This window comes from Oscillospiraceae bacterium (genome assembly GCA_034925865.1).
Classification (GTDB): Bacteria; Bacillota; Clostridia; order Oscillospirales; family SIG627; genus SIG704.
Window position 1 is genome coordinate 14,715 of record JAYFRN010000022.1, and the last position, 22,463, is coordinate 37,177.

Sequence of the window (22,463 nt, forward strand, 5' to 3'; positions counted from 1 at the left end):
ATTAAGCTTCATTATTTGGTTCTTCACGAAAACCTATGGAATGAGCATCTGCAAAATATATAATATCTGCAGTCGGAGCATAGCTTGCGTCCTCCAAGCTTATTTTGCCGCTACTTTCAATTATTTATTTCCGTTATTCCATAAATTTTAGTGAAGAGGCAGCTATTTAATGCCTGTTGAAAATCATAAAACGCATACGACAGTAAAGAAATGATGAAAACAATGATTGTTCAGGTGCAAGGCTTTTAAGCTTTACAGCTCAAAAACCTTGCACCTCTAAATTGGTCGACTCCCGACAAATTTAGAAAACAGGCGGCAATCAATGAATGCTGAACTCCAAAATCAATGATTTGCGTTCGAAAATGGCATTATTCATTATATATTATTTGTATTTTCACTTTTGTATTTACGGAATATGAAATTTTATGTTGACCTGAGTACGGCGTGGGTAGACTTATTTGTTAAAACCATGCTTTTCAATTTTCAATCTTTGATAAGCTTTAACTTTGTAAACAGAGAAATTATGCGCTTGCCTTTCGGAAGAAGGATGAGATCGTCCCGGCTTATCCCTCCGATGGCGCACAACACAACCACATACACGACAATAGCAAGAACAATGGATACTGCCGTGGCTATCCTGCCTTTATGGATAAGGCTGAGCGCGGTATAAAACATAACAGCGGACAAACCGCACGCGGCAGAGGCCAAAAACGGCTTCATAAGCACTTCGGAAAGCGACGGACGCAGACCCGTGAATTTCGCGATAAATGCAAAATTCATACAAAGCATTACGAAATAGCACAGGATCGTGCTTATCGGCGTTCCGTATATACCAATCGACGGTATTCCGATTAAAATGTAAGCACTTACAAATTTTATCAATACTCCGACAAACGTGGATATTATGCTGAGTCTTTCATACCCGTGTCCCTGCAGCACGGCTCCGGTCACGGCTATCATACCCACAAAGAATACGGCAATCGCCAGCACAGACAACAGCGGAGCCGCGACATCAAGACTCGTGACCTGCTTGCCTGCCGCATTTATGTAAATAACGGCGTTATTTGTATACAAAAACGATAATACCGGACGTGCCATTGCAGACAGCCCTATGGCGCATGGGACTGAAATCACCGATACTATGCGCATTGTGGAAATGACGATATGCTTCAGCTTTTTCTTGTCTCCGAGAGTAACCGCCGCGGAAACCGTCGGAATAAGGCTTATTGAAAACGGATATATAAGTGTCGGCGGCAGGTTATACATGGTGACAGATTTACTCGTGTAAGCTCCGAACATTTTTATAGCTGACTGCTCGTCAACTCCACAGTTGATAAGGCGGCTGACGACAAGAGATGTATCGATGACTCCGGTAAGACTCATTATGGATGAAGCAACCGTTATCGGTATTGCGATTGATATAAGCTCTTTTGTGAGCTGCCTTGATGTTTTCATCTTTTCAGGCGGATCAAGACGCGAGTCACGCGCTTTTTCATCCCGCTGTGAAAAATATTTTGCGATAATCAGCGACAAACAGCTGAACACAACACCTACCGTCACGCCGAGAATCACATATGCGGCGACCTCTGATTCCGAGCAGCCGCTGTCTATTGCGATTTTTCCGGCGGCGAGACCGATGAACAGCTTGCCCAAAGCCTCTATCGTCTGCGAGAAAGCCGTCGGAGTCATATTTTGATGCCCCTGGAAATACCCTCTGAAGGAGCTTATAATGCAGATGAAAAATACGGTTGGAGAGATAGCCAGAATCGGTCTGAAAGCCTCCGGCATTTCAGCCATATTCGCAAACACCCTGGAAAGAGCAGCCATAATGGCCGTCCCGGTAATACCAAGTATGAAAAAGAGCCTGAACGAAATTTTAAATATGCGGTTGATTTCTGTTTTGTTGTTTCTGGCGTTCGCCGCCGCGATCATTCTTGACACCGCGACCGGAAGACCGGAAGTAGATATCATAAAGAATAATACATAAAAGCTGTAGGCCGAATTAAAATATGCCATGGTCGTATCACCGACCATGTTTGTCAGCGGTATCTTAAACAACGCACCGATCAGCTTGATTAATATGTTTGCCGCCATCAGAATCATGGCTCCCTGAATGAAGCCCTGCTTTTTGACTGACATCTGATAAGTCCTTTCGGAATGTCTTTTTTAGCCGAGAAATTCGTGCAGAAGAGAATTAGGAGGAATCAAACAGTCGTCGATAGGAGCTACCTCCGATATTTTCGACGAAAGCAAATCTGCGTCCGTTTTGTATTTACTGTCGGGTGCAACATTGCCGAGCACATCGAGCGCATGATTTCTCATAACGCACGGCTCATATTCAAACGCAGAGGATATGCGGATATCGGCGTTTTTTATAAACGGAGTGATATACTGTTTTTCCGCCTCTGTCACGCCTTTCCAGAGCGCGAAGGTGCGTTCCGCATTCGCGTTACGGAAATAGCTGTCCCTGACCAAACGGCGTAAAAGCCTGATTTCTCGACAGGAGAAGAGTTCTTCACCGTTAAGGAAATAGCTGTCCGCGACGGAGATATATATACCGAGTAATTTATCAGGATCAATATTGCCGATAATCTTGTCATTCAGCGCATGAATGCCTTCGATTATTACTATATCGTGATCTTCAGGATCATATTCCACATATTCAGGTTTTCTTGTCCCGGTAAGAAAATCAAATACCGGAAGAAAGACTTTGCGTTTTCGCGAAATATCATAAAGCACCTCGACTAGATAATCGGAATCGATATGTGAAAAACTGTCATAATTTTTCGTTCCGTCGGGGTTCAGAGGCGCCTCAGCTTGGTTTTTGAAAAAGTCGTCTGTTGAAAGGACCTTTATTCTCTTCCCTCTTTGACGGAGCATTTCATAAAGCTTGTTGGCACCTGTCGTCTTACCGCTGCAGCTCGGACCGGCCAGCGCCGCAAGAACCGGATTTTTCTCAATAAAGGAATCCGCTATAGGAATTAATCTTTTTTCAAAATTCGCCTCGCATTCGGAAACATAAGCGCATATTTCAGAATTTTGTGCTTTTTTAATAAATTCATTCTTAATTTCATACATACTTAATTAACCTGCCTTTCAGGCTTTCGTGACATCCGTTGGTTTACGGTTTCTGTCAAGATTCGATTCAAGCTTCTTCAGATTGTTATTCGTTTTATCGGGAAATGATAAATACTCTGTAGGATATTTATATGAATACAGACGTTCTATCATTCCCTTGTTCACAAGCTTTGTAACGGCTCCCGCGCCGCATGAAAGCACGGAACACATATCCTCCATCATTGCAATATTATATTCGCATATGTGATCTTTTAATGCAAATCCTGTGTTTTCACCGTTTCCTACGGCATTTTTCTGACGGTAAATATAATACGATTCGTATCCCTGTGCGTAAAGCAGCTTTTTACACATATCATTCAAGCCCGCGACTTCTTCTGTACGTATATCGGAAGGTGAAATCGTCATATCAGACGAGCGCTTTTTGCAGAGAGAATGAACCGTAATGTTCTCGGCTCCGAGCGAAATGCAATCGGAAAGCGTTTTTAAAACGCCTTTTTCACTGTCACCGGGAAGACCGGTAATGATATCTGAATTTATTGATGTAAATCCGGTTTTTTTCGCTTCTTCAAAGGCCTCGTAAAAATCATCTGCTGTATGGTTCCGTCCGATTGCTTTCAGCACATCGTCATTTGTTGACTGCGGATTGATGCTTATCCGTCCTACGCCGTGTTTCTTGAGAGTTTCAAGCTTTTCCACCGTGACCGTGTCCGGCCGTCCGATTTCGTAAGTGATTTCAACGCAACCGGACAAATCAAACGAAGCTTCAAGCACATCCAGAAGTCCGTCGGTCTGAGCGACGGTCAGTATACCTGGCGTGCCGCCGCCGACATAAACTCCACGCAACCTGCGCGAAGTACGGCGCATTATCTCTCCGACCGCGCAAAGCTCTTTTTTTAAGGTGTCAAGATACTTCGGGATAAGCTTCAGGTGGTGCGGAGCGGCGGACGAGATAAAAGAACAATAAGCGCATCTCGTCGGGCAGAACGGTATAGAAATATATAAAAAGCAATCGGAATCGGATAATGAGCAGGAAAGCTCTGACTCATATTCTGCCGCGCGTATCAAAACGCCTGCCTTTTCGGGCATTATCAGATAATCCCGGCATAAAATATTTTCTGTTTGCATAACGGACAAGCCGTGGGAAAGATAAAATAAAGCGATTTTCGCGGGTCGGACACCCGTAAGTATACCAAAAGGAGCGCGATAATTGGTCAATTTTTCGGCACATGCATAAAAAGCACGTCCCAAAGCGAGTGACCGTACCCGCTGAGACGTGAAATGAGAAGAGATGAGGCACGAATAACTCCCCTCTGTGTTTATCGATCCGGAAAGTCCGGTATGAGCATATACCTCGCCGCCGATTTCATCTACAGAAGCGTCAACTTTAACCTCTGAAATGCCCGGAAAATATATATTCATCAAATTATATAATAGATCTTTTGATGCGTTGTCGGGAGCGTTGATCTCCATATCAGCATAGCTCCTCTGTGTCGAGAATAATCGTGACAGGACCATCGTTGGTCAGCGTTATCTTCATATCTGCGCCGAACACTCCGGTCAGGACGCGCGCTGTCCCGCCGCCTTCGCGAAACGCAAAGCTTTTCGCGTAATCGCCCAGACAGAATGTGAAATAGTCGAAAAGAGGCTTTGCGGCTTCCGGACGGGCCGCTCCGAAGAAATCAGGACGCCGGCTTTTTTTACAGTCGGCGTATAGTGTGAAATTGGGAACGATGAGTATGTCCCCCGCAGTATTATCGGATCCGGTATTCATTTTTCCTATTGGAAGATTCATTTTATCTGCTTCGTCGCGGAATATTCTGAGCTTTATTATCCTGTCGCATAATATTTCAGCTTCGCGTGGGGTGTCTCCGACGGCGATGCCGAGAAGCACGAGCATCCCCCTGCCGATTTTTGCGTGGAACGCGCCGTTCGACGTCATCGAGCATTCGGAGACACATTGTATGACAGCCTTCATCCGAAGTTATTTCCGGTCCTTTCCATTATTATATGGTATATTTGATTATAATATTTGTCACGAGCAACAAGACAGTTTGAACTTGGCCGCCGGTTTTCAGCCTCGTGCGACTTCTATAATATCCTTGATTTTTTTCACGCGGGAAATTATGCTTTGAAAATGTTCTGTGTTTTTTGTTCTTATGCACAATGAAAGCGTTATAACGCCATCGCTTCTGGCACGGGAATTAATCGAAAGCACATTGACATGCATATCAGCGAGCGCGCCTGATATATCCGCGAGAATTGTAACCGTATTGTTTGCGATGATATTCAGTATTGCGTCAAAGCCTGAGTCGGTTTCTCCCGTTTTTAAAATCCATTCGGCGTTGAACCATCTGTCCTTTGTTTCCGGGTTTTTAAGCCCGGCTATCGTATTATGGCAATCGTATTTATGGATAGATATACCGAAGCCGCGTGTCATAAAACCAACTATCCTGTCGCCGGGAAGCGGATTGCAGCATTTGGCATATTTAATCTGAAAGCCGTCCATTCCTTCGATAAACACACGCTCTCCAGACGGCTTCACCGGAGGGTGTGATGTGTCGGAAATATTGGCAAACGGCGCGTCAGCGACGGCGGGCGAGGCAAGCTTCGAAAGCTCGTCCCGTATTCTTTCCGTTATTTTCTGAAGCGATATACCGCCATAACCGAGTGAGTTGTAAAAATCGTCTATATTCGCGAGACCGTAGCGTTTCGAGAATGAAATAATCAGCTCCTGCTTTTGATCCTCGGTGATGTTTCGCGGTGCGTGCGCTAATTCCCTGTCTATTTCGGCTTTTGCAATGGCGATGTTTTCGGCGCGGCGTTCTTTTTTAAACCATTGACGTATCTTATTGCGGGCTTCTCCTGTTTTTACAAGCTTAATCCAGTCGCGGCTGGGTCCCTTCGAAGCGGCGGAGGTCAGAACCTCCACAATTTGTCCGGTCTGAAGCGGGGTATCTATCGGAGCGATCATTCCATTTATTTTTACGCCGACCATCTTGTTGCCTATTGCGGAATGTATCGCGTATGCGAAATCAATACCGTTGGCTCCGCTTGGCAGATTCACTACGTCGCCCTTAGGCGTAAACACAAAGGTCTCGTCTTCAAAAAGATCGATCTTGAGCGGACGCAGAAATTCATCCGGGTCTGTCTCGTCGCGTTCGGTTTCAAGCAGGGTGCGAATCCATTCGAGCTTTTTATCAAGCGAATCACGCGAGCCGGCTGAGCCCATCTTGTATTTCCAATGAGCTGCGATGCCGTATTCTGCGATAGCATGCATTTCCCATGTGCGTATCTGAACCTCAAACGGTATACCGTCGCGCCCGATTACCGTGGTGTGCAGCGAACGATAGCCATTCGGCTTCGGCGTTGAAATGTAATCTTTAAATCTGCCGGGAATCGAATTGAAGGTTTCGTGAATCATGCCAAGCACTGTATAGCATTCCATCTCGGTATCAACGAGTATCCTTATGGCGTAGAAGTCATATATTTCGTTGAAATCCTTGTTCTGGGTATACATTTTTTTATAAATGCTGTAAATGGATTTGACTCGGCCTTCAATGGCAAATTTGATATTCTGAGCTTTAAGGTTCTCTGTGATTATTTCCTGCGCGTGATCAAGAAAATTCTTGTTTGCGCCGTATTTCCGGTCTATGTCGCGCTTTACTTCCTCGTATCCGATGGGATCAAGATACTGCATTCCGAGAACTTCAAGCTCTGACTTTATCTTCTGCATTCCCAAGCGGTGAGCAAGAGGAGCATATACGTGCATGGTCTCAAGTGCGATAAGCCTTTGCTTATCCTCACGGTGAGAGCTGAGCGTTCGCATATTATGCAACCGATCACATAGCTTTATGAAAATAACGCGAACATCCTTCGACATAGCAAGAAACATTTTTCTCAGATTCTCAACCTGCTGTTCAGCTTTGTCGGCGTATTGGATTGAAACAAGCTTTGTAAGGCCGTCAACGAGTATATAAACGTCTTCGCCAAATTCCTCGCGTATTTTTTCGGGCGTAACCTTGTCTGGACAGTCCTCTATCGTGTCATGCAGAAGCGCGGCGCAAATCGAATCCGTGTCGAGCTCAAGCGAAGCCACAAGCTCCGCGACAGCCACCGGATGACAGATATATTCTTCGCCGGATTTGCGGTATTGGCCGCAGTGACATATTTTTGCAAAATTATATGCTTTGGATATTTTTTCAAAATCGTAATTATATCCCGTAGCCGCGAGCATTGCCATAAGCTCGGTAATATCCGAATGCTTGTCGCCAGAATCGGCCGAAGCTTCTGTCATATCGTATTTATCAGTATTGTCAGATGTCATTTGTCTCGTTTATTTCTGTTTCAAACTGCAGCCGACGCATCAGCTCAGACTTTTCAAGATTGATTTTTTGTCTTGAAGCGGAAGGCGAAGGAGGCAGCAGCATAATCTCCTGAATCATCGGAAAGCCCTTTGACGGATCCTTCCGGCGGAGAATCAGCTCCATTTCTTCAAATATATCAATTATTAACAACATTTTAAGAATATCCGTGCGTTCCGTGCTGTCAGCGGAAATTATCTTCATCATTGCGTTGATGTCTACCGGCACGAACGATGATTCTTTATCGTAATAAAACGCCTCGGTTGAAAGCAGACACATATCACACAGCTTTCTCCTTATATAGAGAAACGCTCGTTTGAAATCCTCGCGAACAGGAATCATATCACCGGCAATCCTCACGGAATTCCCGGAGCATATGCATTGATACTGCAGCAAGCGCTTTTGAACAAGCTCGACCGCCTGACGGGAAGGACGTATATCGCGCACGGTAAGCTGTACATTTTTATTGGTTCGGAAAACGTTTATATCCATGTTACAGATAATATCCACTCTGTCGCCGGGAAAATACGCAAAAGAACACGCCGGAACGCCAAAATACAGCGCAGGTACGGAAAGCTCATCCTTTACAAGCGTCAGTTTTGTATGGCGGTTGTCTCCTATAGAAATAACTTCTGTTATGAGAAACTCTGATATCAGAAAAAGCGGCACCGGATTGTTCAATCCGAACGGCTCAAGCTGGAGTATTTCCGATGCTGCTTTTAAATTAATATCAGATTTATACAGCTCGCAATCGGCATATATATGCTCGGCAAGATCTTCCTTTGTCAAATGAGTATGCGCATATTCGTTCAGACGCCGTTTCAGTTCAGGCAGCTTTTCGCGCTGGACGGAAAGCCCGGCAGCCATTTCATGTCCTCCGAATTTAATAAGACAATCCGATGCCGAAGCAAGCGCTTCAACAAGATTGAGCCCTTTTATGCTGCGTCCACTGCCTTTTCCCATATCGTATTCTTCCGGGGTGTCGGCATCTTCTCCCGCAAACGACACAAGTATGCATGGAAGATGGTATTTTTCACATATACGCGAAGCAACTATACCTATAACACCGTGATGCCATTTATTGCTTTGAACGATAATAAACAGGTCATGTTCAAAATCGTGATCTTTTTCAATTATAGCCTCGACTTCGTTGAGAATCTCGTTTTCATACAGCTGCCGCTGACGATTAGTGGCGCAAAGCTCCGCGGCAATGACCCGCGCAGCCCCGCGGCTGTCTGTAAGAAAAAGCTCTACCGCACGCATAGCGCTGCCTATGCGGCCGCATGCGTTTATGCGCGGGGCTATCACAAATCCGATATGTGTCGACGACAGCTTTTTGCGTCTCATGCGCCCGTTGGCGGAGCTTTCAAATCCAACCTCCGCAATAAGTGCTTCAAGTCCGATATTCTTTGTATTTTCCGCCTGCTCCAGCCCGGCAGTGACGAGAAGCCTGTTTTCATCTGCGATCGGCATAACATCGGCAATCGTTCCTATCGCTATGAGGTCGCAGAAAAGATTGCATATTTTATCGGTTGATATGCCGATATCCATTGAAAAGAAGCTCGAATCAAGCGCACACAGCAGCTTGAAAGCGACACCTACACCCGCAAGCTCCGGAAACGGATATTTGGAATCGGGGCGTTTCGGATTTACCACCGCATCCGCGTCCGGAAGCGGGAGCCGGCATGTATGATGATCTGTAATTACCACATTAATTCCGAGTGATTTCGCAAGGGCGATTTCCTCGTTCGCGGTGATTCCCGAATCGACAGTTATAATTAGTCCTACATCATCAACAGCAAATGAACGAACCGCATCAGGATTGAGCCCATAGCCTTCGGTAATACGTTCAGGTATATATACATTTACTTTCGCGCCGAGAGATCTGAGATATTGACATACGATAACAGATGAGGTGACACCGTCCACATCATAATCACCGAATATTATTATCTTCATTTTCGCGCGTACGGCGGATATTATACATTTGCACGCTTTATCCATGTCATCAAGCAGGAACGGATCATGTAAAAGAGCGCTTGATTTATCAAGCAATTTCTTTGCTTTTTCGGGTGTGTCGGCGCCTCTGGCAACAAGGAGGCGGGCCATAAGCGGTGAAAAGCCACATTCTGCTGCAAGTGCGGCGGCCTTAACCGTCTGAGGCTTCGGTATGACCCATTCTGCCGGAGGCTTTCCTCTCATTTTTATATCCATCCTTTATGCGGAATTTACATCGTGATGCTATTGAAAAGCTCTGATATACGGAGAATTTAATAAGTGATATATACATCGGAAAAGCGAAACGGTTTATAATAGTCACTATTTATAATATTAATATCACAATTTACGGGGAGTTATTCCGCGACAGGAATTTTTATGTCAAACGGATGATATTTATAATCCGTAAGCTTGAAGCTTTCGGAGTTAAAACTGTAAAAATCATTTACTTCGGGATCAATCCAAAGCTCCGGAGCTTCATACGGACTCTTTTCAATAAGCTCTTTTATCATCGGGATATGGCGGTCATATATATGAGCATCCGCGATAACATGCAGAAGCGTGCCTGGAACCAGCCCGCTGACACGCGCCATCATTATAAGCAAAAGCGAGTATTGTACAACGTTCCAGTTATTAGCGACAAGCATATCCTGACTGCGCTGATTTAAAATCATATTTAATATATTTCCGGACACATTAAAGGTCACGCTGTATGCGCAAGGATAAAGCCGCATTTCGGACAGATCGGTGTGATTATATATATTTGTGATTATCCTTCGGCTGTGAGGATTGTTTTTCAGGTCATATATAACCCTGTCAACCTGATCGAACATTCCTTCTTTGTATTTATGCTTCTGGGCGAGCTGATATCCGTATGCTTTTCCGATCGTGCCGTATTCATCGGCCCATTGATCCCATATATGACTGTTAAGGTCGGAGATGTTGTTCGATTTTTTCTGCCAGATCCATAAAAGCTCGTCGAGAGACGATTTCATGGCGGTACGCCTTATTGTCATAATCGGAAATTCCTTTGAAAGGTCGTATCTGTTTGTTATGCCAAAAAGCTTAACGGTGTGAGCGGGAGCGCCGTCTTCCCATTTGGGGCGAACCGGGTAATCGTTGTCCCATACGCCATTTTCAAGTATATTTCGGCAGTTTTGTATAAAAATCGTATCCGCTCTGCTCATTGCGTATCCTCCGTACCTTTTTATGTTTATTGAACGGTAACTATTATTAACGGCAATTATTAAAACGGCATTTAAATAAGTCGTGTTTTATAAGAGAGAAAAGCCCATATACCAGAGTCTTTTCTTTCTTAAGCGGTAATTATTTAAATGCCGAGTTAATAAATAATCCTTGTTCAGCAAGAGAGAAAGGCTCATATACTGTATTGAGGTCACCTGAATTTTCGTGTTGTATTATTGACTCATGAGTGACTCGCAATGACAAAGCACGATTATAAAATCGCTTCATTTATAATGAATATTATATCATATTTATATATATGATGTCAAGCATTGAGCTATATTGGCATATATTGATGTTTTCCGCAGCCATAAAGTTATATTACTTTTTACTAAAAATTAAAAAGCCGTCTCCGGGAGGAGACGGCTTTGAGCGCAGTGTAAATGATATTATCAGCCGTTATCAGCTGTTGCTGTTGCTTCAGCTGTCGAAGTTGCAGCTGTTACGGTGGAAGCAATCGCTTCTATAGTACCGACAATAACGTCTTTGTCTGCAACGGCAGTTGTAATAGTGCCGGTCTTAACTTCTTCGTTGTTTTTAACAAAACCGACGAAATGGGTTGCGTCGATTTCATATGTTCCGACTTTTGTAATCTCTCCGGTAGATTCGTCATATGCAAGAGTGATCGGTTCTTCAAGACTTTCAAAAGCTGTCTTGACAACTTCGATAAGAGTGGGAGCTTTACTTACTACTTTGACAGGTCCGTCGAAAAGCACTTCACCGTTTACATCGGTAAACTTAAAGTTTACGTTAATTTCCTTTGCGTCGGTATCTTTCGGTGTGCAGGATGCGAACATTGCGCATACCATCAATGCGGCAAGCAATATCGCAAAAATTCTCTTTTTCATTTCTTTCCTCCAAAACTTGTTGCATCAAAGCAACTTATTCTATTCACAAGAGATGAGCATATTATACAGTATGATATTTGGATTGTCAAGCAAATATGAACAAGCGTTCCATAATTTGCAATATTATCGATATTTCTTAATTATTAATTCATAATCTGCAATGTTCATTATACTGCGGACCTCGTTTGTCTTGAAAGCAGCTTTACAGACAAATCCTTGCCGATTCTGTATTCCGATACGGCCTCTATTTCACCGCTGTCAAGCTGATTGCGAAGCATTATCAGCACAGTCGCTTCACAGGGAACGCCCTGATAAGCAAGCAACACTCTTTTATTCGCCGCGGTATCGTCAGACGCGCTGTCCTTGATTGAAAGCCCAAAATGATATGCGCGGTAGTTCCTGCCATATAGATAACGTGAAACGAGGATTTCGCAGGTATATCCTTCTGGCAAAGTACTTTTGGCGTTTATAACAAGCTCGTTTTTTGTTCCGCTTTCAATAGTAAAGAAATTCCTGCACGCGTCAAGAAGCTTTTCCAGAGCCTCCGGTTTTAATTGCTTCACTCCGTTTGAGTCGTATGTATAATCATCTTCTGAAAATTTCGTTGAATTTTCGCGCAGATCAGCGGACGCTCTTAAATTACGGTAAATTATTGCAGCGATAAGCTTTGCCGCTTCACAGCGCTTTAACGGATCGCCGGGATTGAAGCATCCGTTTTCGTCTCCGTTAAATATTCCGTCATAGTAGCATTTAAGGACATACAGACGGGAGGATTCGGGGATCGAACAGTAATCCTTTATAAGTGAAGCATATTTTTCAAGCTCCGCGGACGGATACATTCCGCCGCGTATATATTCATGTCCGTACAACGATATCTGAGGATAAAGCGTACAGCTATTGAGAGTATTCCCGTTCGGCGCATGAAGCGAATCCAACTCAAACGATAATGACAAAAGTTTTGCGGTTTCAGCCCTGCTTATTCTCGCGTCAAGCTGCCTTTCCGCTTCCGGGCTTATAGCAACAGTCTCACCGGAAATTTTGATTCCATAATCACTGTCCGATAAAATACCTCCGTCCGCAAGCAGCTTTACATATCCGGAATACCACAGGTCAGCTCCTTCGGCGCCGGCTGTTATAAGCGCACTGCGCGCTTCAGACGCTCTGTCTTCAATGCCGAGATATCTCGTGATCAGTGCGAACAGCTGCACCGCGCTGAGCAATTCATCCGGTTCAAAGGATGTTTCTGATGTCCCAAGAAAGATTTTGTCATCGATAAGCGGCTCTAAATACGAATAAAACCAGTCCGACTCCGAAACATCAGTAAAATTCGAAACCGTTACTGACGGCGCACACAAAGGCGCGCCGTCAGTAACGGTGGAAGATAAGGCAGCGTTGACTGGAGGATTCGTAGCAAACGAACCCAAAGAGGACATTGTAACGATTGAAACGGCAAGAGTTGCCGATACCATAAATTTAATATATTTTTTTGCCGGTATTGAAAGCATCTTTTTCACCTGAATATTTTTTATGTAGTATACCACGGATTCTACATTTTTGCTATATTCTCAGAAAAATATTTTATTCAGTGGCAGCCCCAAGCGTAACAGACAGGTCAATCGTGGCTTTTCCGCGGTATATCTCAACCTGAACGACATCGCCAATTTTATGAGCGGTAATAAGGTCGGCAAGCTCTGTGCCTGACTTTACTTCCTTGCCGTCAAATTTTAGAATAATGTCTCCGAAGAGTATGCCGGCTTTATCGGCCGCTCCGCCCTTTGTGGTAAAGAGTACATATACTCCGAGCGGCGCGCCGTATTTTGCGGCATCACTCTCTGCCATGTTCTGAACCGTAACCCCTAGAGCGGCGCGTCCGGAAACGAACTCATTATCAGGTCTCTGAAGCACGGCTCCGTCCTTGATAATAGCTTCAATTATAGGGATAACACCGTTGATCGGAATGGCAAATCCCATGCCTTCGTATCCGTCAGCCAGCTTAAGAGTGTTTATTCCGATAACCTGTCCGTATTGATTCAAAAGCGGACCGCCCGAGTTGCCCGGATTTATTGACGCGTCAATTTGTATGACGGTCATTGTTTTTATGACGTTACCCGAATCGTTTGTAATTTTTACGTCGCGGTTTATAGCGGAAACCATACCATGGGTTGAAGTACCGGCAAATTCTATACCTGCCGGAGTTCCTATTGCGATGACCGGGTCGCCCTCTTCGATTTTGTCCGAGTCTCCAAGCTCTACGGAAGGAAGCTCCTCTGCGTCGATGTGGAGGACGGCAATATCAGTAAGAGAGTCGGTTCCCACCACTGTTGCCGGATATTCCGAACCATCTTTTAATACAACGGTTACCTTTGTACTGTCTTCAACGACATGACAATTTGTAATTATATATCTCTTGTCGGTATCGTTTTCGGTAGCTTTTATAATGAAACCGCTGCCGATGCTTTTTGAAATGTCCTTGCCGTTGATTTGAGTAACGGCAATAATGCCGACTACACTGGGCTTGGCTTTTTTGATTATATCCTTGTTCGAAAGCGTTCCGCTTGTGACAGACATCGGAATCTGGATTACCGGTGTCTGCGTCTGAGTTTCGTTGCTTGTCTCGGTTTGCTGCTGATTTCCGGAAGCAACAGGTTTATATCCTCCGGCAATCACAGCGACAAGACATGACACGGTAACAAGGCATACCATTGTCATAACCGCAGCGAATATCTTCAGACCCTTGAAATCCGTTTTCAATTTGCGTTGACGGCTGTTTTTCTCGTATTCGTCATAGCTCCATTTGTTCTTGAATCCGCCGTATGAAAGCTCTGTCTGAGCCGGCGAGCGGACGGGTTCGTTTTCGGAAAGCGGCTGTGCCGAAACATTGTTTTCCGAATTTTCTTTTTGCGGTGCTTCGGATGCGCCCTGATCTTCATTTTTAATGTTTTTTATTTCGTCTGACATACGCTCATCTCCGTATCACAGAATTTACTGTACGATTATATTAACATAAAAATATGAAATAAATGTTGTATTTTTGTGTAGTTTTGCAGAAATTTTACATGATGGATTGTTTCAACCCGAAGGCTTTTCTTATAATCATCAATTTATGTTCTGCGCCTTGCTTTCATGGACACGCGACAGGGTAAATACGAATTCGCAGTATTCGCCGTATTCGCTCTTTACCCAGATCTCCTCGCCATGACTGTCGAGAATCGTTTTTACTATATATAATCCGAGTCCGACACCGGTTTTGTCAAGTCCTCTTGATTTGTCAGACTTGAAAAAGCGGTCAAAAACGAAAGGCAGATCCTCCGGCGGTATGCCGATCCCGGTGTTTTTCACAGAAAAGAAAACTTTTTTGTCTTTTTCATGTATGTTCAGCGAAAGCTGACCGCCGGGCTTTGAAAATTTAACGGCATTGTCGCATAGATTGTACACAACCTGATGAATCGCATCCGGGTCGGCGAACACAGTCATTTTATCGCTGTCGCAATCGAATACGACATCAAGGTTTTTCTCATCGATTTTCTTTTCCATAGATATGAGAATTTGGCGCGCAAGTTCGCATATGTCGAAAGCCGATTTGTTGAATTTTCTTTCTCCGGCCTGCATTCTTGAAATATCAAGCAAACTTGAGACAAGACGCGAAAGGCGTTTGACCTCGGCTTGTACGATATTCAGGTAATAAGACTGCTTTTCCTGCGGAATGTAGCCGTTCAATATACCGTCGATAAATCCGGATATAGACGTCATCGGCGTTCTCAGATCATGTGACACATTCGCGAGGAAATTTTTCCTCAATTCCTCGTTCCGTTCAAGTGAATTTGCCATATTGTTAAAAGCCACAGCAAGCTCCGCAATTTCATCCTCACCCTTCACCGGAACGCGGACATCGAATTTTCCCTGAGCAAACTGCTTCGCCGCGCGGCTCATTTCTTTGATAGGAGACGTGATTTTCTCACTGAGAAAATATATTGCGATAAGAGCAATAAGGAAAAGCCATAGCATACTGATGATTATGGTCTTTGTCATCTGCTCGGTAATACCTGTTTTGGCCAAAGATGGTGAACAGATAAAAAACGCTCCGGCTATTTCAGATTCGGCGTTCTGAGCGGACGAGTTCTTTTTTTCCATCAGATACACGCTGTTAAGGTGTTTTTTTTCAAAAACACCTCCCAGTGTGCTGAAGGAATAGATATCGACGCCCTTGATTATATCGTTCATCACGCTCTCGGGAACATCGGCGCGGAAATATTCCGTATCACCGTCCGGAAGTCCGGACACAAGAATTTTACCTGTAGTGTCTGTAATGAATATGACCGTTTCGGATTTTTCGGCTTGTATCTGAAGCGTGCTTTTCAGGTAACCATTGTAATCGGTCATTAACGTATTGAAATCACAGCAAAGCATATTCATATACACATTTATGCTGTGTATAGTTATCTCCGCCGTATGAAGAATCAGTTCCTGCTTTGCCTCATAAGCGTAATTTGTTATAACGGAGCTCATTATTAACGCAAGCAGCATAAAGCTTATGAGAATAAGCAGCATAAACGCGCTGATATACCGCGTAAATACGCTTTTAAACAAAATCCGGCCTCCGGGAATTAATTATTGGCTTCTTATTATAGGAGCTCGAATTTATATCCCACACCCCAAACAGTTTTCAGAACCCATTTTGTGCTTATGCCTTCGAGCTTTTCGCGAAGACGCTTCACATGGACATCGACTGTACGTGAGTCTCCGAGATAGTCGAAGCCCCATACTTTATCGAGAAGCTGATCGCGGGTAAACACACGATTGTAATTGGAAGCGAGAAAGTAAAGCAGCTCAAGCTCCTTAGGAGGAATATCCACCGGCTTCCCTTTGAGTTTAAGCTCGTATTTCTGAAGGCTGATTTCAATATTATCGAATTTTATCGCTTCACCTTCGTCGAAATTATCATGTCCGTTTGAGCGGCGGAGAACAGCCTTGACACGCGCGGAAACCTCTTTCATATCGAAGGGCTTTACAATAAAATCGTCGGCACCGAGTTCAAGACCCAGAACCTTGTCAAAAACTTCGCCTTTAGCGGTGATCATGATTACCGGCTTGCTGCTCCTCTCACGGATCTCACGACATACCTGCCATCCGTCCATCTTCGGAAGCATGATATCCAGGAGAACAAGATCAGGTTCGTATATACGGAATGCACCGATCGCTTCGGCACCATCATTGGCCGTCTTCACCTCGTAGCCGTCATTTTCGAGATAAAGCTTCAGAAGCTCGCAGATGTTGAGGTCATCATCGACCACAAGAATTTTGGTTGACATGGTATTCTCCTTTTCACTTTACGCATGCCGCAAGGCATGCTATGTATAATTTTATTCACACTTGAAATGTTAACTAAGTTTATGCTATGTGACAATTATATACTATGTTGCCTCGCATATGATGTATATTTTATGATCATTTTATTAATTTTATTTGAACCGTTGCACGTATTTCCCCTCAGTAACAAACGGCATAACCAGAGAATCTCGATTTATTGAATAGAAGTGTTTTAAAATACATTTATATTTTTATGCACATTGAACAAGCTCATAATTGAATTACATAAAAATGTTCTGTATTATGTTATTTATTGCTTTATTTATACCAAATCAGGTTTTTATGCCAAATACCCTATAAGCTTTATCGATATCCTTTATAATAAGCAATGATTTTACTTCCGATATTACAGGTACACAATACTGAAACGTTACCGAGCTGCTTATAAACGTAATAAATATTAAACTCGTCTCATATTACAGCCGCAAACCTTATTATTTTATATTATATCCGATAACACTGCCGGATCAGGTCCGTGCAATGCCACAATCCGTTTTGTTTCCAATATATACTATTTATATATACAGCATATTGTAAAAACTCGCTTGTTATGTTATAATAATATAAGCATATATTATATTGTTACCAAAATTCGAACTAAAACAATCGAAAACTGAATTACATCGCTTATGTAAGACTGATAAAGTGTACAGAAGCAAATCGAAGCCTGATAAAGTGGCAATCAATACGTAATACGATCTTATTAAAACGGCAATTATAAAAACGGCATTTGAATAAGCCGTGTTTTACGGTAATTATTTAAAGGCAGGGTTAATAAATAATGATGGTTTTATTGCGGTAATGGTTTAATTGCGAGTAAAAGATAAGGATAATCATAACAATGAAAAAGCTGACGGAATATATAAAAAAAATTAACGATGCGCCCGTAATAATCATATGCGGGCATTATGGTGCGGGAAAGACAAACATTGCTGTCAACCTTACGCTGGAGCTTGCTGAAAACAGCCGGAAAGAAAATAAAATAATACTCGCGGATCTTGACATAGTGAATCCGTATTTTCGCTCCTCTGACAATACCGCCGAAATTATAGCTTCAGGCGCGGAGGTTATAATACCGCAATATGCCGGCAGCAATGTAGACATTCCCGCAATTCCCGGCGAACTGAAACGCGTGTTTTTACCCGGCTTTAAGTCTGTTCTCGACGTCGGCGGAGACGACAGCGGCGCGATTGTCCTGAGCGGATACTGGGAGGATATAATAAAAGCCGGTTATAATTTTATATATATAATCAACGAAAGCCGTCTTTATATTAAATCGCCGCTTGACGCGTCTTCAATGCTTTCGGGCATACAGACAGCGTCCGGTCTTAAGGCGACCTGTATAATTAACAATACGAATCTCGGTCAGGAAACAAACGCTGATATAATAAGGCACGGGTTTGACTACGCCGAAAGGGTATGCTCGTTAACCGGTCTGCCGCTTTGCGCCACATCCATTCCCGAATCAATTTTCAACGCTTTTTCAGCGGATGAAATTGAGAAATACCGAATATGTCCTATAAAGGATGTCACAAAGAAGCTTTATAACTAAAGTAATATATGACAGTAAATTTCAGCAAAAAGATAAGCAGGGCGTTGTTGTATAATTTAATATTACCAAAATTTTTCTCATAAATCGGAAATCTATACGATGATAAATTGGTCTTTTTACACAGAATACAGTTATCACCCGTTTGATCAGCATGACATATAATAAGGTGATAAAAACCTGCTGTGTTTTGATAATCATTAAAACGGCAATAAAATAATCCTTGTTTTGCGGTAATTATTTAATAGCCGAGTTAATAACTATATATCAATATTTATAACGGAGGCGCGGAAATCCGCGGCATTCCATTGAAAAGAAACAAAACAGTTATTTTAATTTTATTATTAATCATCATTATCCCGTTAATTCTTTCGGCCAGTTTTATTACGATGATAATATTCGGGGCAGCGGACGGCAGTATAAATTCAGCGCAGTTAGTATTTGCGGCAACAATATTAATTGCTTATGTATTTACTCTTTATCTTCTGATCTTAAGCTTCGGCTTCGCAAAGCGGTCACGTAAGCTCTGGAACATACTTTACATAGAACTTGATCCCGAAAAGTTCATAAATGAAACACAAATTTACCTTTCACGTATAAAAAATGCCGTTCAGAAAAATGTACTCAGAATGAATTTGGCTCTCGGATATGAAGCCTTACGCGATTATACAAAAGCAGTCAGCATGATGCAGTCTGTATCCGCAAACGAGATCAGCGGTATTTATAAGCTCATATACCATACGAATCTAGCCGTTTTTTACGCAAAGCTTAAAGATATCGAATCAGCGGAAAACCATTTCACCGAATGCGAAAAGCTTATCCCGCACGCACAATCATATATTGTTCAGTCAGGTGAAATTGATAACGCAAGAGGCGTCATTTCATACCACACAGGCGATTTTGACAAAGCTCAGGCTTCATTTGAAACTGCATTGAAAGCGGTAGCACTGAATCCTGTCCGCGCGGTCGAAATCAAGCTGTATTTATCAAAAATATATATTCAAACCGGATCAATATCAGACGCAAGAAGAATTATACAAGGATTGTCAGGCGAACGTATGCTCCCCTGTGATCTCGACGAATATAAAATGCTTGCAGAGTGTTTAAATTAAGCATTTACAGAAGAGATGTTTAATCCGACATCTCTTCTTCTGTTATTATTAACTCATCATTTAAATAATTACCGCAAAACAAGAATTATTTAATTGCTGTTTTAATAAGTCCTTGAGCTTCGCTTGTACGACAGCGTCAGCAGCTTTGCATTATTAATAATCTGCGGAAATTGTTTTCATGTATGAAACCTGCGGCATATAAAATTAATTTAATGCAGTTAGAAAGGATATACAATGGAAAGACTAAAGAAAATTGACATGCATGTTCACAGCACTCCTGAACGGTTTATCGAGCGGATAAACGGAGGAACATATGCCACGCCGGACGAGTTAAGAGTTATATATGATAAGTTCGGCATTGAGAAAGGACTTTTACTGCCAAGCGGAATGTATGCGGCATCCACATATGATGTCATATCTCCCAGAGAAGCATATCATCTTGTTCAGAATTATCCGGAAACTCTCGGATGGTGGTTCTGCAATGTCAATCCGGCATGGGGTGACAATACGGCTGCATTTGATCTCAACCATTTTTTGAATTTTTTCAAATCAAAAGGCGCCAAAGGTCTTGGCGAGCTTACGGAAAACAGATTCTTTGACGATCCGTTCATGCGCAATCTCTTTAGACATTGCGAAAAATGCGACATGCCAATAACCTTTCACATTGGAGATATGAGCGGGGATTACGGCATTGTAGATTCTCTCGGTCTTCCCGGTTTGGAAAAAACTCTGTCAGATTTCCCCGAACTAATGCTTATCGGACATTCTCAGAAATTCTGGGCGGAGATAAGCGGAGACGCCGACGAAAAAACACGCAGCGGTTATCCCAAGGGAAAGGTCGCCAAAGGAGGCAGAGTTCCGTACCTCTTAAAAAAATATCCGAATATGTATGCCGATCTTTCAGCAGGCAGCGGATACAACGCAGTCACTCGGGATCCTGAATTCGGATATGAATTTCTTGAGGAATTTCAGAATAAACTGTTTTACGGAACTGACATATGTGATCCGCGCAATATAACAAATCCTATGCTGCAGCTCGCAGAGTATCTTGATACTGCAATGGAGAATAAAAAAATAACATATACCGCCTATGAAAAGATATCACGGAAAAACGCTCTCGAATTACTGAACAGATAACAGTATTTCATAAGTATTATTTAATTTCCGTTTCTATTAAATAACGCAGCTCGCCGTATTTCAGTCACAAAAATGATCGCCAGCTAAAAAATATACATATGCATAGGTTTGATTCTCACGAGGTATATTATCTTGGCATCTAAACAATGATAGAAAATTTTCTCATTTTGAATAATGTCAATTTTTCCAATGATTAATAATATCACATTTTTTCGACTCTTATTGACACGGCGGCTGTTATGGTATAAAATAAGCCTCATAGAAAAAGCATATTCTGTGCAGAAAGTTGTGAATACCAATGGAAAGCAAAACACAAAAAAGAGTATTTAAAAACATAGGCGTTTTAACCGGAGGCGGAGACTCGTCCGGAATGAATGCGGCTGTGAGAGCGGTAACCCGCAGCGCGATTGCACGCGGAGTAAACGTGATCGGTATCAAAATGGCATACAGGGGGCTTATTGATAACATTACAGAGCAGCTGACACCGATCTCTGTATCCAACATAATAAACCGCGGAGGAACATTTATTTATTCCGACCGCTGTAAGGAATTTAATTCCCCCGAGGGAGTAAAACGCGCGGTCGAAATATGCGGGAAACTCGGAATCGACGGGATCGTAGCCATAGGCGGAGACGGAACATTCCGCGGAGCGCGTGATCTCACTCACTCCGGAATTCCCTGCATAGGTATCCCCGCCACGATAGACAACGACATAACAGCGTCTGATTATTCGATCGGCTTCGATACCGCACTCAACACAGTTATCGCCGTGGCAGACAGACTGCATGATACCTGCGAATCTCACGGCAGATGTAATATAATCGAAATAATGGGACGCGGAAGCGGATATCTAGCGCTTTATTCAGGAATAGCATGCGGCGCAACAGAGATCATTACAAATGAATTTCTCCCTAAAAAAGCAGATGATTCGGTAACAGATCCGAATGCACGCTCTCTTGACGAAGAACATGCCAAAGCGCTGCTCGATAAAATGCTTAAATCCAGACAGCTTGGCAAGAGAAGCTTTCTGATAATGGTGGCGGAAAACATGCTGCCTGTCAAAACAACCATTCAGGAAACCGGAGTTGTCGCGGACGGCAGGAAATTCCCGGTTTCAGTCGTAAAGCTCGTTTCCTACGGTGAGGCGCTTTGTGAATATTTAAATAAGCAAATGGAGCTTATGAATTCCGGAAAGAGCATAATAGAAACGAAATTCATGCGTCCTTCGCATATTCAGCGCGGAGGCGTTCCGACATTCCGCGACAGAGCCATTTCCTCATTGATGGGAGATAAAGCGATAGACCTTCTTATGCTTGGCAAATCGAATCTCGTCGTTTGCATGAGAAAAGATGAAATAACCTCCATGGATATCGATTTCGCGCTTGAGGTCGATCGCCTGTTCAAGGGCAAGACAACAATCGAGGCTCTTGAAAAGGACTTCTCTGCTGACGATATTGAAAAAATGAAAGCCATTGTCGAGGAAAAGCGCGCCAGCTTCTACGATATTTACGACGTTAACAGGACAATTTCACTCTGATATTTTTATTAACTCGGCATTTAAATAATCTAGGTTCAAAGAGAGAAAAGGCTCTTGCATATGGGCTTTTCTCTCATATAAAACAAGACTTATTTAATGCCCGCTGAACAAAAGAAAATATACAGCAAGGCAAGACAAATCGCAAGAATTATGGTATAATAAGTGCAAGGAAAATGGCCGAAACATGTTAAAAAGCTTGCACTTGGGGGCGACGAGATGTATAAATACAGC

At 43.0% G+C, this 22,463-nt stretch carries 16 protein-coding genes; 4 read left to right on the forward strand and 12 right to left on the reverse strand.

All coding sequences use genetic code 11. The features are described 5' to 3' along the window. Window positions 1-483: 483 nt before the first annotated feature. The 12 genes from VB118_08460 to VB118_08515 all read right to left on the reverse strand — a co-directional run bounded on the left by VB118_08460 (window position 484) and on the right by VB118_08515 (window position 16,839). Window positions 484-2,139: a polysaccharide biosynthesis protein gene (locus tag VB118_08460; protein MEA4832632.1), complete on the reverse strand. Its 1,656-nt coding sequence runs from the start codon at window positions 2,137-2,139 to the stop codon at window positions 484-486. Between the two features lie 27 nt (window positions 2,140-2,166). Continuing rightward, window positions 2,167-3,078: a nucleoside kinase gene (locus VB118_08465; protein MEA4832633.1), complete on the reverse strand. Its 912-nt coding sequence runs from the start codon at window positions 3,076-3,078 to the stop codon at window positions 2,167-2,169. 18 nt (window positions 3,079-3,096) lie between these two features. Beyond that, window positions 3,097-4,548 carry a coproporphyrinogen dehydrogenase HemZ gene (gene hemZ, locus VB118_08470; protein MEA4832634.1) on the reverse strand — a complete coding sequence of 484 codons (1,452 nt, stop codon included), beginning with the start codon at window positions 4,546-4,548 and terminating at the stop codon, window positions 3,097-3,099. Window position 4,549: 1 nt separating this feature from the next. After that, window positions 4,550-5,053, reverse strand: coding sequence for a D-aminoacyl-tRNA deacylase (dtd, locus tag VB118_08475; GenBank protein ID MEA4832635.1), 504 nt, complete (start codon window positions 5,051-5,053; stop codon window positions 4,550-4,552). Window positions 5,054-5,149: 96 nt separating this feature from the next. Further along, window positions 5,150-7,402, reverse strand: a complete 2,253-nt coding sequence (locus tag VB118_08480) for a bifunctional (p)ppGpp synthetase/guanosine-3',5'-bis(diphosphate) 3'-pyrophosphohydrolase (protein MEA4832636.1) — start codon at window positions 7,400-7,402, stop codon at window positions 5,150-5,152. Further along, a complete protein-coding gene (gene recJ / locus VB118_08485; protein ID MEA4832637.1) occupies window positions 7,392-9,641 on the reverse strand; it encodes a single-stranded-DNA-specific exonuclease RecJ in 2,250 nt (749 codons plus the stop codon). The genes VB118_08480 and recJ overlap by 11 nt, the downstream gene beginning before the upstream one ends. Window positions 9,642-9,793: 152 nt before the next feature. Further along, entirely contained in the window at window positions 9,794-10,624 is an 831-nt protein-coding gene (gene thyA, locus VB118_08490; protein ID MEA4832638.1) for a thymidylate synthase, read from the reverse strand. A 450-nt stretch (window positions 10,625-11,074) separates the two neighbouring features. Further along, on the reverse strand, window positions 11,075-11,530 hold the full coding sequence (locus VB118_08495) for a hypothetical protein (GenBank protein ID MEA4832639.1): 456 nt from the start codon (window positions 11,528-11,530) through the stop codon (window positions 11,075-11,077). 167 nt (window positions 11,531-11,697) lie between these two features. Beyond that, window positions 11,698-13,071 carry an S-layer homology domain-containing protein gene (locus VB118_08500; protein ID MEA4832640.1) on the reverse strand — a complete coding sequence of 458 codons (1,374 nt, stop codon included), beginning with the start codon at window positions 13,069-13,071 and terminating at the stop codon, window positions 11,698-11,700. Window positions 13,072-13,108: 37 nt separating this feature from the next. Next, the gene (locus VB118_08505) at window positions 13,109-14,488 is read right to left on the reverse strand and encodes a trypsin-like peptidase domain-containing protein (GenBank protein ID MEA4832641.1); all 1,380 of its coding nucleotides are present in this window, start codon (window positions 14,486-14,488) and stop codon (window positions 13,109-13,111) included. Window positions 14,489-14,626: 138 nt separating this feature from the next. Further along, window positions 14,627-16,117 carry a HAMP domain-containing sensor histidine kinase gene (locus tag VB118_08510; GenBank protein MEA4832642.1) on the reverse strand — a complete coding sequence of 497 codons (1,491 nt, stop codon included), beginning with the start codon at window positions 16,115-16,117 and terminating at the stop codon, window positions 14,627-14,629. A gap of 35 nt (window positions 16,118-16,152) precedes the next feature. Then, window positions 16,153-16,839, reverse strand: coding sequence for a response regulator transcription factor (locus VB118_08515; GenBank protein MEA4832643.1), 687 nt, complete (start codon window positions 16,837-16,839; stop codon window positions 16,153-16,155). Window positions 16,840-17,738: 899 nt separating this feature from the next. Here VB118_08515 and VB118_08520 point away from each other — a divergent pair. From VB118_08520 to VB118_08535, 4 genes are all read left to right on the forward strand, one after another. After that, entirely contained in the window at window positions 17,739-18,449 is a 711-nt protein-coding gene (locus VB118_08520; GenBank protein ID MEA4832644.1) for a ParA family protein, read from the forward strand. Window positions 18,450-18,754: 305 nt separating this feature from the next. Further along, entirely contained in the window at window positions 18,755-19,558 is an 804-nt protein-coding gene (locus VB118_08525) for a hypothetical protein (GenBank protein ID MEA4832645.1), read from the forward strand. A gap of 234 nt (window positions 19,559-19,792) precedes the next feature. Beyond that, window positions 19,793-20,695, forward strand: a complete 903-nt coding sequence (locus tag VB118_08530) for an amidohydrolase family protein (GenBank protein MEA4832646.1) — start codon at window positions 19,793-19,795, stop codon at window positions 20,693-20,695. Between the two features lie 298 nt (window positions 20,696-20,993). After that, on the forward strand, window positions 20,994-22,232 hold the full coding sequence (locus tag VB118_08535; protein MEA4832647.1) for an ATP-dependent 6-phosphofructokinase: 1,239 nt from the start codon (window positions 20,994-20,996) through the stop codon (window positions 22,230-22,232). The last annotated feature ends 231 nt before the right edge of the window (window positions 22,233-22,463 follow it).